This is a genomic window from Chitinophaga sp. (genome assembly GCF_035538455.1).
In the GTDB taxonomy this organism is placed as follows: Bacteria; Bacteroidota; Bacteroidia; order Chitinophagales; family Chitinophagaceae; genus Chitinophaga.
This window is the reverse complement of record NZ_DATLKJ010000218.1, coordinates 1-16,224: the sequence shown is the minus strand read 5'-3', so window position 1 is coordinate 16,224 and position 16,224 is coordinate 1. Positions and strand designations below refer to the sequence as shown.

Genomic DNA, 16,224 nt, shown 5'->3' with positions numbered 1-16,224 from the left:
TTAGAATAGCGATAATAAAATCACACGTGAAATTGTTCTTTGATATTTTCTGTCACCACACGTCCGTCAAACAGGTTGATGATACGGTGCGCGAAGCCCGCATCATAGGGCGAGTGTGTAACCATAATCAATGTAGTACCGGCGTTGTTAAGCTCCTGCAACAACTTCATTACTTCTTCACCATTTGAGGAGTCCAGGTTACCGGTAGGTTCATCGGCGAGGATCAGGTTAGGCTTGGCTACCACAGCACGCGCAATAGCCACTCTTTGCTGTTGACCACCGGAAAGTTGCTGTGGGAAGTGGTTGCGACGGTGCATAATATTCATACGCTCCAGCACTTCTTCCACACGTTGCTTTCTTTCAGCTGAAGGTACTTTCAGGTAAAGCAATGGCAGCTCCACATTTTCAAAAACTGTCAGCTCATCAATCAGGTTGAAGCTCTGGAATACAAAGCCTATGGAGCCTTTACGGAGCTGGGCTCTTTGCCGCTCGCTCATTCTCGCGACCTCCTTTCCCCAGAAATGATACTCACCATCACTTGGATTATCCAACAGCCCCAGTATATTCAGCAGGGTCGACTTCCCGCAACCGGAGGGTCCCATAATGGCCACAAACTCCCCGTCCTGCACTTCCATGTTGATGCCATTGAGGGCCGTAGTCTCTACCTCTTCGGTTGTAAATAACTTCTGTAAGTTAACGGTGCGTATCATAGATGTTGTTTAAGTTGTGATATATAAAATTATGGATGAAGATTAAAACACCAGCACATCCTTGTTGCCGAAGTTTTCGTAGGATGAAGTGATCACCTGGTCTCCCGGCTGCAACCCATCCAGCACCTCAAAATATAATGGATTTTTGCGACCCAGCGTAATATTCCGTTTTATGGCTTTCTTACCACCTCTGTCCACCACATAGACCCAGTTACCACCAGTATCGGAGAAAAATCCGCCCAGTGGTAACAGGAGGGCTTCTGCGGACTTTCCTAATACAAGGCGGATAGGAGAGGACTGTCCACGTCTGATTCCTTCAGGCGTAGTTTTTTCAAAATTCATGTCGGCCTGAAAACGTCCATTCTTCACCTCCGGATATACCTTGGTTACTACCATTTCGTATGACTTTCCGTCGAATTCGAATGTCGCTTTCAGTCCTGCAAATACCTGTGAAACATAATGTTCATCTATATCTGCGCGTAATTTAAAACCGTTAAGGTCATCGATCTGGCCAATGTTCTGGCCAGCCTGTATGCTGGAGCCCACTTCCACATCAATAGATGAAAGTTGTCCTGATACCGGGGCGCGCACAATGAGGCTGTTGAGGTTCTCCTTCATCAGCGTGAGGTTACGCTGCGTACGGGCCAATGTACCTTCCAGCTGCGAAATCTGCATTTTCGCGTTTTCTTCCTGATAGCGTTGTGATTCCAGTTGGATATTGCGTTGTTTCACCAACCCTTCCAGTTCGATCTTGTTCTTATTAAACTCCTGTCTTGACACGATCTTCTCATCCACCAACTGTTTGTTACGATCATAAAGATCCTGCGCCGCAGCTATTTTAGCATCATAATCATATATCGCCTGTTGCATGGAAAAGCGGTCCTGCCTGATCTTCAAACGCGTATTCTGCAGATCGTTCTGTAATCTGTAGATTTCTGTTTCCTGTGTTACAAACTGCATCTGCATATGCTGGTTGTCCAGCTTCAGGATAGAGTCTCCTGCTTTCACCATGCTGCCGCCTTCAAGATACTTGCGGCTCACATAACCACCTTCAATCGCATCCAGGCGAATAGTTTTCAGCGGCATAACTACGGCTGTAACTGCGATGTATACATCGAAGGTCCCCTTCTTGACAGCGGAGATCGTGATCTTGTCTTTTTCAACGTTCAGCGAAGCCCTGTGATCAGCAAAGATCAGTGTATATAACAGCAGCAAAGCTATCAGCGCGCCTCCGCTTATCATCAGGATGCGCTTTTTGTTCCAGAACCTCTTTTCTATTTTTCTATCCATATTATGAGCGAAAAAATTTTGCTGAACAGGTAAATCCAATCCATATGCCAAAGCCAATAATCCTTTACTACAGCTCATTTCAAAAGGTTTTACCCTTTTGAAAATGTCCTTTGGCGGACAACAGGTGTTCATAAGCGGACACTTTACAACCAGCCCGAAAATAAGCGTGGATGTATATGAATCTTTATGTAATATTGTCCCATTCATCTTGTTTACCATGAGTACAATGCAACCTGGAAAAATCCTGATCGTTGATGATGATGTAGATGTATTACGTGCAGCACGATTACTACTGAAACGACATTTCGAGCAAGTGGATTTTGAAAAGAACCCGCAGAAGATCCCTTATCTGGTCACAAATTTTGATTATGATGTGATACTGCTGGACATGAACTTCACACGTGATCTCAGCAGCGGCAAAGAAGGCTTCGAATGGCTGGACCGTATACTGGATATTAAGCCAGAAACTGCGGTGGTATTATTCACCGCCTACGGTGATGTGGAAATGGCCGTAAGAGCAATAAAAGCCGGCGCTGTTGACTTTGTGCTCAAGCCCTGGGAAAACGAAAAGCTCCTCGCTACCATACAATCCGCCTATAACAAACGGGCTGCTAAAACAGAAAGGCCGGGGCCGGTGATCAATCACGGGAACCTCATTGTAGGTCAGAGCCCTGCTATGCAAGCCATCTTCGATACTGTCTCACGTGTAGCTGCCACTGACGCCAATATCCTGATACTCGGAGAAAACGGTACCGGTAAAGATATGCTGGCAAGACATATACACCAGCTTTCTGAACGCGGCGAAAAACCATTTGTGAGCGTGGATCTTGGCGCCATCAGTGAAACACTGTTTGAAAGTGAACTGTTCGGACATGTGAAAGGCGCATTCACCGATGCCCGCGAAGACCGCACCGGTCGCTTTGAAGAAGCATCAGGTGGTACCATCTTCCTGGATGAAATCGGAAACATCACCATCCCTTTCCAGGCCAAACTATTGACAGTACTGCAAAACAGGTCCGTTACCAAAGTAGGCTCCAATAAAAGCATTCCTATCAATGTAAGACTGATATGCGCCACTAACCGTAATATCCAGCAACAGGCTGCGCAGCACCTTTTCAGACAGGATCTCCTCTACAGGATCAACACTATTGAAGTACATCTTCCTCCCCTGCGTGAACGCAGAGAAGATATCATTCCGCTGGCAGAACACTTCCTTCAGCTGTACCGCGAAAAATATAAGCGCCCGGTAAACAGCTTGCACGACTCACTGGTTCAACAACTGGAACGATATGAATGGCCTGGCAACATCCGTGAGCTGCAACATGCCATGGAAAGAGCCGTGATCCTCTCCCAGAGCAAGACCCTTCAGCCTAAAGACGTATTTGTAAAAAGCAATAGCAATCACGCCGAACAAACCATGGATACCGGTTACAACCTGGAAGAAATGGAAAGAAATATCATTACCCAGGCCATGAAAAAATGTAACGGCAATATCACCGAAGCAGCCAGAGAGCTAGGCCTGAGCAGAGCTGCCCTTTACAGAAGACTGGAAAAATACAACATATAGACGTCAGTTAACACCGTTCCATGAATCGTTTCAGCATCAATATCAGTCTCAGAGTACTGTTACTTGCACTTACACTGGCCGCCACCGTGTGGGTGTCTATGCATGACATGCTGCTATTTGCACTGATATTGATTCCACTGGTACTACTGCAGCTATATGGGATCTATCACTACCTGAACCGGATCAACCGCAAGCTCACACTATTCCTCGAGTCTATCCGGTATGAGGATTTCTCTATCCGCTTCAGTGCAGACAATAAGCTGGGCAAGAGTTTTAGTATGCTCAACCATCAGTTTAATGAAGTACTGGAAGCCTTCCGCCAAACAAGAGCGGAACGAGAAGCCAACCTGAAATACATTGATACCATCATTCAGCATATCAGCATCGGCGTACTTTCTTTTGATATAGACGGAAAGATAGAACTGATCAACCCGGCCGCTTTCCGGCTCATGGGTATCTATCGATTAAGGAACATCAATGAACTGAAAACAGTACACCGTGGGCTTGCCGAAATGCTCATGGAAATGGAATCCGGTACAAAGCTGCTGTATGCCACACGTCAGGAACAACAACTCTCTATACATGCCGCCACGGTGCGTCTACAAGGGCGCCTGATCAAACTTATTTCCATTCAGAATATCCATTCTGAACTGCAGAAAAAAGAACTGGAAGCATGGCAGAACCTCACCAAAACACTGCGTCATGAGATCATGAACTCAGTAACCCCCATCGTTTCACTAATTGGCACCATGCAGGAAATCGTGGACCTGGACATCGCACCAGGCACCTCCAACCAGGAAGGCATCACTGATCTGCGTGAAGCACTGCAAACAGTGGAAAGCCGCAGCAAAGGCATCATGAACTTCGTGAATGCCTACCGTGACTACACCACCCTGCCCCAGCCACAATTCACCAATGTAAACCTCAGAAACCTGGTGTCTTCAGTAAGCCATCTTTTCCAGGCCGATATGAAACAGTCCGGCATTACCTTCCATCTTTCCGCAGAAGCAGACAACCTGGAAATACATGCGGATGTATCTCAATTACAGATGGTGCTCATTAACCTTGTTAAAAATGCGATGGATGCGTTGGAACATACTCCAGATCCCACTATTAGCATGAAAGTATATCTCAACAATATTCAACAGATATGCATTGAGGTCACGGACAATGGCCCCGGTATCGACACCGATGCCATGAATAAAATCTTTATTCCCTTCTTCACCACCAAAAAAACCGGCTCCGGCATTGGGCTGAGCCTCTCCCAGCAGATTATTCAGATGCACGGCGGCCAGTTGAAAGTCAGCAGCCCTGGCAATAACGGTAACGGTACTACGTTTTTTATCTTACTCAATACCTGATGCATTCTTAAAGAATGCTTATATTGTATTTACAATTTTATTCCATGTTGAAATCAAAATGGCTGATCATCTATTTTATTACCCTGCTGGCCGATCTTATCCTTATCGGTTTACAGATGGAGCCTTATCGCTATGCAACGAAACCCTTGCTGATGCTGATACTTGCCGTATATTTTCTCAGCGCACGCACCCCAATGCCCCAGAACAGACGCCTGATTATGTTTGCAGCACTGCTATTCTCTTTTGCAGGAGATGTATTATTGCTGTTTAACAACCTTTTCCTGCCAGGGCTTATTGCATTCCTGTGCGCACATATCTGCTACATTGTTTTCTTCCTGAAGATACGTTATACAAATCCCCCTGTAGTGCTTTGCAGGTATCCGCTGATATTCCTCAATGCAGCACTATTGATTGGTTTCATCATGTTCATGCTGCCTTACCTTGGAAGTATGCTGATCCCGGTAATGGTGTACTGCACCGTCATCTTCATCATGGTACAAAGCGTACTGCACTGCTTTCACTTCCGCACACAGCCGGCTGCCTGGTATTGCATGACAGGCGCGGTACTGTTTATGATTTCGGACTCTCTTATAGCAGTAGACAAATTCTACCATCCACTCCCGGCAGGCGGAATATGGGTAATGCTTACCTATGGTCTTGCTCAATGCGGCCTGGTATATGGCAGTATTAAGTACTTTTCTTCGTAATTTCGCTTACTATGCAGCAAACAGATTTTCTTGTCATCGGTTCAGGGATTGCAGGTTTAACCTATGCACTCAAAGTATCACAGCAATGCCCTGATAAAAAAATTACTGTCATCACGAAAAGTCATGAAGACGAAACCAATACCAAGTACGCACAGGGCGGAGTGGCAGTGGTAAACGATCCGGAAAACGACAGCTTCGAAAAACATATTGAAGACACCCTCATCGCCGGCGATGGGCTCTGTAATGAGCGCATAGTGGAGATTGTTGTCACGGAAGGGCCTGAACGGGTAAACGAGATTATTGAATGGGGCGCCAATTTCGATAAGAACCCTGACGGAGAGTTCTCTCTGGGCCGCGAAGGAGGCCACTCCGTATTCAGGGTAATACATCACAAAGACATTACCGGCAAAGAAATAGAAAGAGCGCTACTGGAAGCCATTCACCGCCGTCCCAATATAGAACTTATCACCCATTGCTTCGTGGTGGATCTTATCACACAGCATCACCTGGGCTATCTCGTCACCAAGTCCACACCTGACATCGAATGTTATGGCGTATATGTGCTTAACCTGGATAATAAACAGATTGAGAAAATACTGGCCAAAGTCACGCTACTAGCCACCGGCGGCAACGGACAGGTCTATCGCAGCACTACCAATCCGACCATTGCCACCGGCGATGGCGTATCTATGGTATACCGCGCCAAAGGACGTATTGAGAACATGGAGTTTATCCAGTTCCATCCTACTGCATTGCACCAACCTGGGGTAAACCCCTCCTTCCTGATTTCAGAAGCGGTGCGCGGCGATGGTGGTATCCTGCGTAACATTCACGGCGAAGACTTCATGCACAAATACGACCCTCGCCTGTCACTGGCCCCACGCGATATAGTAGCCCGCGCTATCGATAGTGAGATGAAGATCACCGGTACTGAGTATGTGTACCTTGATTGCCGCCACATGGACATCGACAAATTTATCCATCACTTTCCTAATATATATGAAACCTGCAAGAAAGCAGGCATAGATGTCAGCACACAGATGATTCCAGTAGCCCCTGCAGCCCACTACAGCTGCGGCGGTATCAAAACCAATGAATGGGGGCAGACATCCATACGCAACCTCTACGCATGCGGCGAATGTGCCAGCACAGGGCTGCACGGCGCCAACCGCCTTGCTTCCAACTCCCTGCTGGAAGCAATGGTATTCGCACACCGCTGCTACATGGATGCTACCAGTAAAATTGAGTCTATTGATTTCAAGGAAAATGTTCCCGATTGGGATGCCCGCGGCACCACTGTTCCCAGAGAAATGATCCTTATCACACAAAGTCTCAAGGAACTGAAACAGATCATGAGTGACTATGTTGGTATCGTAAGAACCAATGAGCGCCTACAACGCGCCTTGCGCCGCCTGGATATGCTTCATGAAGAAACTGAAGAGTTGTATCAGAAAACAGCTGTATCGCCGCAACTCTGCGAGCTGCGCAATCTGATCACAGCTGCATACCTGATCGTAAAGGGCGCCGCATTCCGTAAGGAAAGCAGAGGCCTCCACTACAACACCGATTACCCTGACAAGAGTAATCTGGTGCAAAATATCGTACTGTAAGCGCGCGCGCTTTCGTTACCTTTGCGCTGCAATTACAATTGTCCGGAATATGTACTACCTGCTGTTTGCGATTTGTTATGTTATTTCATTGCTGCCATTCCCGGTACTATTTTTCATCAGCGATATATGCTATGTGCTGGTGTACCATGTATTCGGATACCGGAAAACTGTGGTGATGGCAAATATGAAACAGGCATTCCCTGAGAAGTCTGAAGAAGAAATAAAAATACTCGCTAAGAAATATTATCGCAACCTCACCGATATGATGGTGGAAACCCTCAAATCGCTTTCCATGACGAAAGCACAGCTAAGGGAACATGTTATCTGCGATCTCTCTCCGCTACACCGCCTCTACGATCAGGGCAGAAGCTGCCAGTTGCACCTTGGCCATAACTTTAACTGGGAGTGGGCTAATCTGTATTGCATGCAGGACGTAAAGTTTCCTTTCCTGGTGGTGTATATGCCATTGACCAGCAAGCCTGCGGATCGCCTTTTCCGTTACTTCCGCGAGCGGTTCGGATCAGTTCTCATACCAGCCAATGACATGGCCAACAGTATGAAAGACTGGAACCACAAACAACACCTCATTGCATTAGTAGCAGATCAGAACCCAGGCAATCCCAAAAGCTGTTTATGGTATCCTTTCCTGAACCAGATGACCCCCTTTTACAAAGGGCCTGAAATGAGTGCCAGGCGCAGTAATACACCGGTAGTATTTGTGGATATACGGAAAGTAAAGCGCGGTTATTATACCATCGATATGAAAGTAATGTTTGAAGAGCCGCAGAATGAACCTCCCGGAAAGATCACCGAAACCTTTGTCAACTTCCTCGAAAAAAATATCCGGGAGCAACCGGAAGTGTGGGTGTGGAGCCATCGCAGATGGAAACATAAATATCAGGAAGATCAACAATAAAGTTTTCTATGTAGGCAGATACAAAGAGGCATCGGAGATTATTTTTCCGATGCCTCTTTAATATCTGCCTGGAAAATTATTTCAGCTTCAGTTTATTATTAACCTTCTTGGGTTTTGATTCTTGCGCTGTCTGCATAATCTTGCGCAGGTCACTTTTCTTTGCTTCGCCCTCCAGCGTAACTTCCCCATTGGCTACGGATACTGTAACAGTCGAGAATCCGGTTGCAGCAAAAGCTGAGTCCAATGTTTTCTTGAGTACATCATCAGGATTGATAGTTACTGGTGCTTCAGGCATTGGCGCCTTTACAGTAATGTTATTGCTTACTGACTTAACGCCGGATACACCTTTGAGTACTTCTTCAGCAGATGTTTTCGCCGCTTCGTCTGCTACTTCTCCCGAGAGAGTTACCACACCTCCCTTCACCTCTGCAGTGATGCCTGGAATTGTACTCAGTTTTTCATTCACTGCCTGCTGTATCTTACTATCCGAAGGTTTACAGGCGAAGAAGAACATGCCCATGAGCATAATAAGGGCAAGTGCCAAGGATTTTCTGTTCATAGCTAACTGTTTTAGTGTAAGAAGTTAGCGAATAACCAGTTAACAGACAATTTTTTTTGAATTAACAAATTGTAAAAAGCCTTTGACTTTCAACGGTCTCCTCCTTCGGGGAGCTGAAAGCCAAAGGCTTTATGCTAGTGTAAACGAATCGGATTAGTTCAGTACATTTTTTTCCTGTACTACTTCCAGACCTTTTTCATCTTTCATTTTATTATATCCTCCATCCACGTTACGGAGATTGTGAATACCTTCTCTCTTCAGGATAGAGCAGGCAATTATGCTGCGATAACCGCCCTGGCAATGTACATAAAGATTCTGATGGTCATCAAAATCTGCGAGTTTACCGGGATCTGTCATATCGCCAAGAGGCAGGCTGATAGCATTTTTGATGTGTCCGTCTGCGTACTCTGCCGGCTTACGCACATCCACAATAACGAGGTGATCATCGTGAGGAATGTCCATGGCCAGTTCATCCGGCTCTACAGTGATGATCAAATCCTTGGCCTCGCCAGCAGCTTCCCAGGCAGGGTAACCACCTTTCAGATAGCCGTTAACGTTATCGAAACCAACACGTGCCAGTCTTACCACAGTTTCTTCTTCTTTACCTGGAGTGGTTACAAGAATAATCTCCTGGTCAAACGGAAGCAAGCTGCCCGCCCATTCTGCAAAGCGGCCTTCCAGGCCTATGCTGATGGAACCTGGCACAAAACCATCTCCGAATTCGGTGGCAGGGCGGGTGTCCAGTATCAATGCCCCTTCTTTAGTGCGCTTCTTGAACTCAGCAGGAGTCAGTGGTTGCAGAGCTTTATCCATTACAGCCTGCAGCGCATCATAGCCTTCTTTGTTGATCCTCGCATTAATCGGGAAATAGGAAGGAGGCGTAGTAAGCCCACTCGTTACTTCTTCAATGAATTTTTGTTTATCGGTCGCCAGCAATGCATAGTTGCTACTCTTTTCATCACCAATGGTGCTGTACGTATTAGGACCGAGGTTCTTTCCACAGGCGGAACCAGGACCATGCGCAGGATATACGATGACGTTATCCGGTAAAGCTTTAATCTTGTTATTGAGAGAATCGAAGAGATGACCTGCCAGTTCCTCCTTGGTGAGGTTACCGCTGAAAAGATCCGGACGACCTACATCTCCTACAAATAAAGTGTCGCCGGTAAATACAGCATATGGAGCTTTCTGTTCGTCGAGCAACAGGTAGCAGGAAGATTCCAGTGTATGTCCTGGCGTATGCAATACTTTCAACGTTAATGGACCAATAGCAAATTCTTCATTGTCTTTGGCTACATAGGTTTCAAATCCGGTTTCCGCATTAGGGCCATATATGATCTGCGCACCAGTGGCTTTCGCCAGCTCCAGGTGCCCCGAAACAAAATCAGCGTGAAAATGTGTTTCAAAAATATATTTGATAACTGCATTCTGTTCTTTTGCCAGGTCAAGATATACATCTATATCCCTCAGTGGGTCTATTACCGCTGCCACTCCCCCGGCTTCAATGAAATAAGCCGCCTCAGAAAGGCAGTTCGTGTACAATTGCTTTACGAACATGGTTTTTGATTTTCACAAATTTACGAATTATACATTGCCGGGGGATATGGATAAAATCTATACCAAAATAAAAAAGTAGCCGTATGGCTACTTTTTTATATAATACTACTCGTATTAAAAAAGTTGATAAAATTAACCTACCAATTCTTCCACAAACTTCGCTACCTCAGCTATACGCTGTTTATTGATAGTGTAGTGGATAAATTTGCCATCTCTCTCTGTGATTACAATGCCCGCGCGTCTCAATATCGCGAGATGCTGGGATGCTACTGATTGTTCGAGGCGCAACTTCACATAAATCTCTGTCACAGTCATTTTCTTATGGTCTTCCAGCAGCTTTATCATCTGCTGGCGTAACTTATGATTGATAGCCCGCAAAACCATAGCGGCCTTTTTCACGGCAATGTAATCCAATTTGATCTGGTCTTTTTCATTGTTACCTCTAGAAATAATAAGAGTATTAGAAGAGGTAGTTAATAATGTTTTTTCCATCGCATAATAGTTTTTAAAAAATGATGAAATGAAAGGGATCAACGGACAGTAATCGCAAAACAGTTAGACAACAAATGCGGTTATCGATTTATACAAAAATATAATATCTGTCACAATAAAAAAAATTTCTATACCTTATTTTATCATATATAATCAGGGGATACTTGCAAATTAGATGTAATTTGACAGTATTATGACAAAATAAACAAATGTGTCAGGGTTTTTGTGGAAAAAAGAAGGGTTTCAGGTAAAAAGGACTGAAATATGCGAGGTCCGCGAAGGATTTTTTATTGAAAAGTTGCTCGGCAAGTGGCGCCATGTGAGCTGCACTCATTACGTGCGGAACGAAGACAGCATTACTATTGACAGGCAGTAACTGCTGCCATTTGGCACTACCATCACCAAAGAAAACAATCTTGTGCTGCGCCAGCAGCGAATCAAACGAAGAAGCTTCCAGGATCATTGCCTGTGGCTCTATTACGGGCACTAACGCTGAATCATATACGGCGGTAAAAACCTCCTGCCTGCGCGCATCGATCATTGGACAATACCAAACGCTATCATCATGTATTGCATCCTTAGCCCCCTGCGTCATCATCTGCAATGTGGAAATACCCAGCAGCGGCTTATTCCAGGCATAGCATAACCCTTTAGCAGTGGCCACGCCTACACGTAAACCAGTATAAGACCCCGGACCTGCACTCACGGCTATTGCATCAATATCAGCAGCCAGCAATTGCTGTGTTTCCAGCAGCTGCTGCACAAACACTACCATCGTAGCTGCATGATCCTGCTGTTTTTCATTCACCAGGGTCTGCAAAACCTTTCCATCGCGCGCCAGACTCACAGAGCCGGTAGTTGTAGCTGTATCAATGCTAAGTATAAGTGCCATAATAAATGCTAAATCGCTTCGTATTCTGTTTGCAGCAGTGCAGCTACTTCATAACGGTCATCACCAGTAATGTCGTGCACAGCTTTCAGTACTTCATAAACATGCTTTACACCTATCCGCTCACACCATTCAAAAGGCCCGAAAGGATAATTGGTACCGAGCTTCATGGATGTATCAATATCTGCGCGGGAGGCAGTACCTTCCTCCGCGGTGAGATATGCTTCATTGATAATCATGCATACCACCCGTGGTGTCACCATTCCTATAGAGTCGGCCACCAGCGAATATTCCCAGCCAAGCTGCTGCATAATATCTGCCAGTGCTTCCTGCTGCCCTTCATCCATCACTGTTGTTTCCAGTACGGGCATACTGATAAACCCTGGCAAAAAATTACAGCCGATAATATTGAATCCTTGTTCAAAGGCATACTGATGCATCACCTCCGATAAAGTAGTCTTTACCGTCCCTGCCAGCACCGGCACACCCGGACTTTTCGCGTACACGGCTGCGTGCTCCGGTCTGTCGTCAAACAAAAGATCTATCACCAGATCAAACGCCTTTACAGACAATACTTCTTCCAGACTGGTCTTCCACTGCACTTCATGCTTGGACAAATCACGTTGCTGCAGTTCTTCATACCGCTGGGCATCTGCTATTACCAGGATATTCATGCAATAAATTTCGGCAAACCTAATAAAGAATCATTAATAATAGCACATCTGCATCTTCCCACCTTCCTCCATTCTCAATTATTAATTATTTTCGCTTTCATGGAAAAGCAAATTATCAATACCAATAACGCACCCGCTCCTATCGGGCCTTACAATCAGGCTGTAAAAGCCGGTAACCTCCTCTTCGTATCCGGACAGATTCCCCTGAATCCGGCCACCGGCGAGCTTGTTAAATCAGGTATCGTGGATGAGACCCATATGGTAATGAAAAACCTGGAAGCCATCCTGAAGGAAGCAGGCCTTAGCTTTAACAATGTGGTAAAAACCACCATCTTCCTGACTGACATGAACACATTCCCACAAGTAAACGAAGTGTACGGCAGTTACTTTTCCGGCAATTACCCTGCCCGTGAAACCGTAGAAGTGGCGGGTTTGCCTAAAGGCGTGAACGTAGAGATCTCTGTGATCGCATTATAATTTTAAGCTGTTGCTTAAAACAGATAGCTTTTAGTTTCACTGGGAATTACTTTTCCCAGTGAAACTAAAAGCTATCTGTTTTATACTGCGTTCTTACTTCGTTCCAAATAAAGTAGTCGCCAGTCTTGCATCATGCCCATATACGTCATCACGGAAATTCATCTTGCCCTGACTATCCACAAAGGCTGTAAAATAACCGATGTATACCGGAACCTTCTCTTTCAATGTCACAAACTTCTCTTTGCCCGCATTCATAGCATCATCTATCTTCTGTTCTGTCCACGTTGTATCATGGCGCAGCAGCCACTGAGCAAGATGTTTGGGTTCAGCGACCCTGATACATCCATGACTGAATGACCGTTTGTTTTCCCCAAACAGGTAGCGTGCAGGCGTATCATGCAGGTAGATATTATATTCATTAGGAAACAAGAACTTTACTTTACCCAGTGAATTCCTGCCACCAGGACGCTGCCTTACGATATAAGGGAAATTACCGCCGGAATATTTGCTAAAATTAATGGACCCTGCAGGGATCACTTTTCCGCTAGCGCCTACAATCTCCATGTTCTGCCGCGCCAGGTACCCACCACCACTACGTTTCAGCCCCGGCAGCACTTCTTTCGCCAGGATACCGGGAGGCACATTCCAGTAAGGACTAAACACCACATAACGGAGATCTTTGCTGAAGATTACTGTATTGGCGCCCGGTTTTCCTACCACCACATTGCAGCTCCAGGCCAGCTTACCACTGTCGTACACATGCATTTTAAATTCCGGGATATTCACGAGGATATAACTGGCAGGCGGCTCTACTGGCACCCAACGTAAACGCTCCATATTCACCAGTACCTGACGAATACGCGCCTCCAGCGGTGTATTGAGTGCGTCTACTACGCTTTGTTTAATAATCCCGTCTTCTTTAAGTCCCATTCTCGATTGGAAGTACCGTACAGCGCTATCCAAGGCCATATTGAAGCGGGTGCTGCTGTCTTTCCCCGGCAGATCACCGAAAGCTTCCAACCTTGATTTGATGACAGCTATCACCGCTGCAGAGTCACCTTTTTTGTAAGTGGCTTTCTGCGCAATTCTAATGGAGTCCCATTTCGTAGATGCTTCAAGGTTAGCCAGTTTCTTCAGTTGCTCACGCAACAGTTTGTATTGTCTGTTTACGGGTTCATCAGCTTCAAAAGCATTTGATTTCTTGTTGATCATGGAGTCCAGCAGGCTTTCCATGTCTATTTTTTTACGTGGAATAAACCATTCCAGGTCTTTTGCCGAATCTGCCGTGAGACCACCCCATACCCTATTTCCATAAGCAAAGAACTGAGCCGTAAGCAACATTTCAAGCCGGGGGATGGAAGTGTCACCACGTTTCAGCTTCACGTCGCTAATCAGCAGGGTATCAATCAGCTGCTGTAGTTCCGGATTCATGAGACTGCTGTCCTTGATACCATAAGAAGCGTCATTCTTCATCATGTTGATAAAGTTACCTGCCTGTTCTGTGAGGCTATCTTTGTCTATCCATGCATAATGGAAATCTCGTTTACGATAGAAATTGCGGATGTATTCATCATAAGAATCAAACGAGTGATTCGAAGCCAGGAAACTGTTGATGTAATTGCTGTCAAGTGACTGGTCAATATACTCCTGTTTAGTGTAATGGGTCGTGTCCCTGACTTTCATTTTGCGACGTGCCTTGCCCTGCTGCTGGCAGGCAGCAAATATGATAAAGGCCAGTAAGACGAGGGGAGTGTAAAATCGTATATTCATATGCGTAATGGATGTATTTTATGCTGAAAACATACATGACAGGTATACAGTGCTGGGATTAAACTGCATTTTGGATATAAATGTATGAAATATATACACTTATCCTGTTACCATTTGCGAAAAACTATTTCGTGGACTATATTGGATAAACAACAAAACCTGATCCCATATGACCAAACCTGAAGCATTAAGCAATATGCCTGCAAAAAATACGATTCCCGGCTTTTACGGCCGTTTTGTACATGGTGAGCAAAGTACACTGGCTTTCTGGGAAATTACAGCTGGTTCTGTATCTCCACAGCATCAGCATCCTCATGAGCAGATTACGTATATCGCTGAAGGTATTTTTGAAATGGAGATGAATGGTACAAAGTACATGATGCAACAGCATGATGTATTGGTAATTCCTCCCAATGTACCACATGGTGGGCGCGCAGTAGAAGACTGTAAGATTATAGATAGCTTCAGCCCTCCTAGAGATGATTACAGGTAGAAAATATTTTGGGATTTAGGAATTTCGAACTCTCAAAATTCACAAATCCCAAAATACTAAAGTTTTATTTCCTCATCATTGGCATCAAAGAACCGATATTCTGTAAGGTGGTAGTTATTATCGGCTTTGAGCTTGATCCATTTTTTGTACTGGAAATACCATCTCCACTGTTTGGAAGTGAGGAAGCCCTTTGTCAGATAAGCATGTAATATGGGGTGTATGCGGATGGTTAATCCTTTATGCTGATGATTAAGGAGATATTGGAGATTTTTCTCAATATCTTCCAGAATGAGCATGGAAGCTCCGATCTTGCCGGTTCCCTTGCAGGTCGGGCAATCTTCAGCAACCGAAATGGTGATCTCTGGTTTCACCCGCTGACGGGTGATCTGCATGAGACCAAACTTAGAGATGGGCAGGATTGTATGTTTGGCTCTGTCCTGCGCCATGAATTTCTCCATTGCTTCAAAAACTGTCTTTTTATTTTCAGGCAGTTTCATATCAATGAAGTCAATAATGATGATGCCGCCGAGATCACGTAAACGAAGCTGGCGGGCTATTTCAGCAGCAGCTTCCAGGTTGGAGGCAAGAGCGTTCTGTTCCTGGTTATTACTTGAGCTCTTATATCCGCTGTTAACATCTATTACGTGCAGGGCTTCTGTAGCTTCAATAATAAGGTACACACCGCTGTCGAGGTTCACCGTCTTACCGAAAGAAGCTTTTACCTGACGGGTGATACCAAAGTTATCGAAGATGGGCGAACCATTATTATAATAGTTAACTATGTCCTGCTTTTCAGGAGCTATCTTCTGAATATATGTTTTGGTATCTGTGTAGATATTCTTATCGTTGATAACGATGCGGTTGAAGCTCTCATTAAGCAGGTCACGGAGAATGCTGGTCGTCTTTGTCTGCTCACTGAGTATCTTCTGTGGAGCCTGGGCGCCACTAAGATTGGCCTGGATATTTTTCCAGGTTTGAACAAGCGTGGTCAGATCTTCGTGCAGTTCAGCAGTTTTCTTTCCTTCAGCGGCGGTGCGCACAATCACTCCGAAATTAGGAGTTTTGATGGCTTCCACGATTTTCTGCAACCTCTTTCTTTCTTCAGAAGAATGGATTTTTTTGGAAACAGCAACAATATCATTAAAGGGCGTT

General features: G+C 45.2%; 16 protein-coding genes. 7 read left to right on the top strand and 9 right to left on the bottom strand.

Annotation, left to right across the window (positions count from 1 at the left end; all coding sequences use genetic code 11):
- Positions 1 to 20: 20 nt before the first annotated feature.
- A complete protein-coding gene (locus tag VM802_RS25945) occupies positions 21 to 710 on the bottom strand; it encodes an ABC transporter ATP-binding protein (RefSeq protein ID WP_325536194.1) in 690 nt (229 codons plus the stop codon).
- Between the two features lie 42 nt (positions 711 to 752).
- Entirely contained in the window at positions 753 to 2,000 is a 1,248-nt protein-coding gene (locus VM802_RS25940) for an efflux RND transporter periplasmic adaptor subunit (protein ID WP_325536192.1), read from the bottom strand.
- 226 nt (positions 2,001 to 2,226) lie between these two features.
- Between VM802_RS25940 and VM802_RS25935 the strand changes: the two genes are divergently transcribed.
- From VM802_RS25935 to VM802_RS25915, 5 genes are read left to right on the top strand one after another with little or no spacing between them, the layout of a single operon-like run.
- Complete coding sequence (locus VM802_RS25935) at positions 2,227 to 3,567, top strand: sigma-54-dependent transcriptional regulator (RefSeq protein ID WP_325536190.1); 1,341 nt, start codon at positions 2,227 to 2,229, stop codon at positions 3,565 to 3,567.
- Between the two features lie 20 nt (positions 3,568 to 3,587).
- The gene (locus VM802_RS25930) at positions 3,588 to 4,928 is read left to right on the top strand and encodes a sensor histidine kinase (RefSeq protein WP_325536188.1); all 1,341 of its coding nucleotides are present in this window, start codon (positions 3,588 to 3,590) and stop codon (positions 4,926 to 4,928) included.
- Between the two features lie 44 nt (positions 4,929 to 4,972).
- Positions 4,973 to 5,635, top strand: a complete 663-nt coding sequence (locus VM802_RS25925) for a lysoplasmalogenase (RefSeq protein ID WP_325536186.1) — start codon at positions 4,973 to 4,975, stop codon at positions 5,633 to 5,635.
- 11 nt (positions 5,636 to 5,646) lie between these two features.
- Positions 5,647 to 7,245: an L-aspartate oxidase gene (nadB, locus tag VM802_RS25920; RefSeq protein WP_325536184.1), complete on the top strand. Its 1,599-nt coding sequence runs from the start codon at positions 5,647 to 5,649 to the stop codon at positions 7,243 to 7,245.
- Positions 7,246 to 7,294: 49 nt separating this feature from the next.
- The gene (locus tag VM802_RS25915; RefSeq protein WP_325536182.1) at positions 7,295 to 8,161 is read left to right on the top strand and encodes a lysophospholipid acyltransferase family protein; all 867 of its coding nucleotides are present in this window, start codon (positions 7,295 to 7,297) and stop codon (positions 8,159 to 8,161) included.
- A gap of 76 nt (positions 8,162 to 8,237) precedes the next feature.
- Here VM802_RS25915 and VM802_RS25910 read toward each other — a convergent pair whose 3' ends face one another.
- The 5 genes from VM802_RS25910 to VM802_RS25890 form a co-directional block, all read right to left on the bottom strand.
- A complete protein-coding gene (locus tag VM802_RS25910; RefSeq protein ID WP_325536180.1) occupies positions 8,238 to 8,720 on the bottom strand; it encodes a BON domain-containing protein in 483 nt (160 codons plus the stop codon).
- A 153-nt stretch (positions 8,721 to 8,873) separates the two neighbouring features.
- Positions 8,874 to 10,277, bottom strand: coding sequence for an MBL fold metallo-hydrolase (locus tag VM802_RS25905; RefSeq protein ID WP_325536178.1), 1,404 nt, complete (start codon positions 10,275 to 10,277; stop codon positions 8,874 to 8,876).
- A 132-nt stretch (positions 10,278 to 10,409) separates the two neighbouring features.
- A complete protein-coding gene (locus tag VM802_RS25900; RefSeq protein ID WP_073084462.1) occupies positions 10,410 to 10,769 on the bottom strand; it encodes an ArsR/SmtB family transcription factor in 360 nt (119 codons plus the stop codon).
- Positions 10,770 to 10,983: 214 nt separating this feature from the next.
- Positions 10,984 to 11,661 carry a tRNA (adenosine(37)-N6)-threonylcarbamoyltransferase complex dimerization subunit type 1 TsaB gene (gene tsaB, locus VM802_RS25895; RefSeq protein WP_325536175.1) on the bottom strand — a complete coding sequence of 226 codons (678 nt, stop codon included), beginning with the start codon at positions 11,659 to 11,661 and terminating at the stop codon, positions 10,984 to 10,986.
- Positions 11,662 to 11,669: 8 nt separating this feature from the next.
- Positions 11,670 to 12,332, bottom strand: a complete 663-nt coding sequence (locus tag VM802_RS25890; protein WP_325536172.1) for a 3-hydroxyacyl-CoA dehydrogenase family protein — start codon at positions 12,330 to 12,332, stop codon at positions 11,670 to 11,672.
- A 99-nt stretch (positions 12,333 to 12,431) separates the two neighbouring features.
- Between VM802_RS25890 and VM802_RS25885 the strand changes: the two genes are divergently transcribed.
- The gene (locus tag VM802_RS25885; protein WP_325536170.1) at positions 12,432 to 12,809 is read left to right on the top strand and encodes a RidA family protein; all 378 of its coding nucleotides are present in this window, start codon (positions 12,432 to 12,434) and stop codon (positions 12,807 to 12,809) included.
- Positions 12,810 to 12,902: 93 nt separating this feature from the next.
- On the opposite strand, the gene VM802_RS25880 is transcribed toward VM802_RS25885, so the two are convergent.
- Positions 12,903 to 14,579, bottom strand: coding sequence for a L,D-transpeptidase family protein (locus VM802_RS25880; RefSeq protein ID WP_325536168.1), 1,677 nt, complete (start codon positions 14,577 to 14,579; stop codon positions 12,903 to 12,905).
- Positions 14,580 to 14,748: 169 nt separating this feature from the next.
- On the opposite strand from VM802_RS25880, the gene VM802_RS25875 reads away from it, so the two are divergent.
- Positions 14,749 to 15,072, top strand: coding sequence for a cupin domain-containing protein (locus tag VM802_RS25875; RefSeq protein WP_325536166.1), 324 nt, complete (start codon positions 14,749 to 14,751; stop codon positions 15,070 to 15,072).
- A gap of 56 nt (positions 15,073 to 15,128) precedes the next feature.
- Here VM802_RS25875 and VM802_RS25870 read toward each other — a convergent pair.
- Positions 15,129 to 16,224, bottom strand: a 1,096-nt coding sequence (locus VM802_RS25870; protein ID WP_325536164.1) for an Rne/Rng family ribonuclease, incomplete at its 5' end; no start/stop codon positions are given.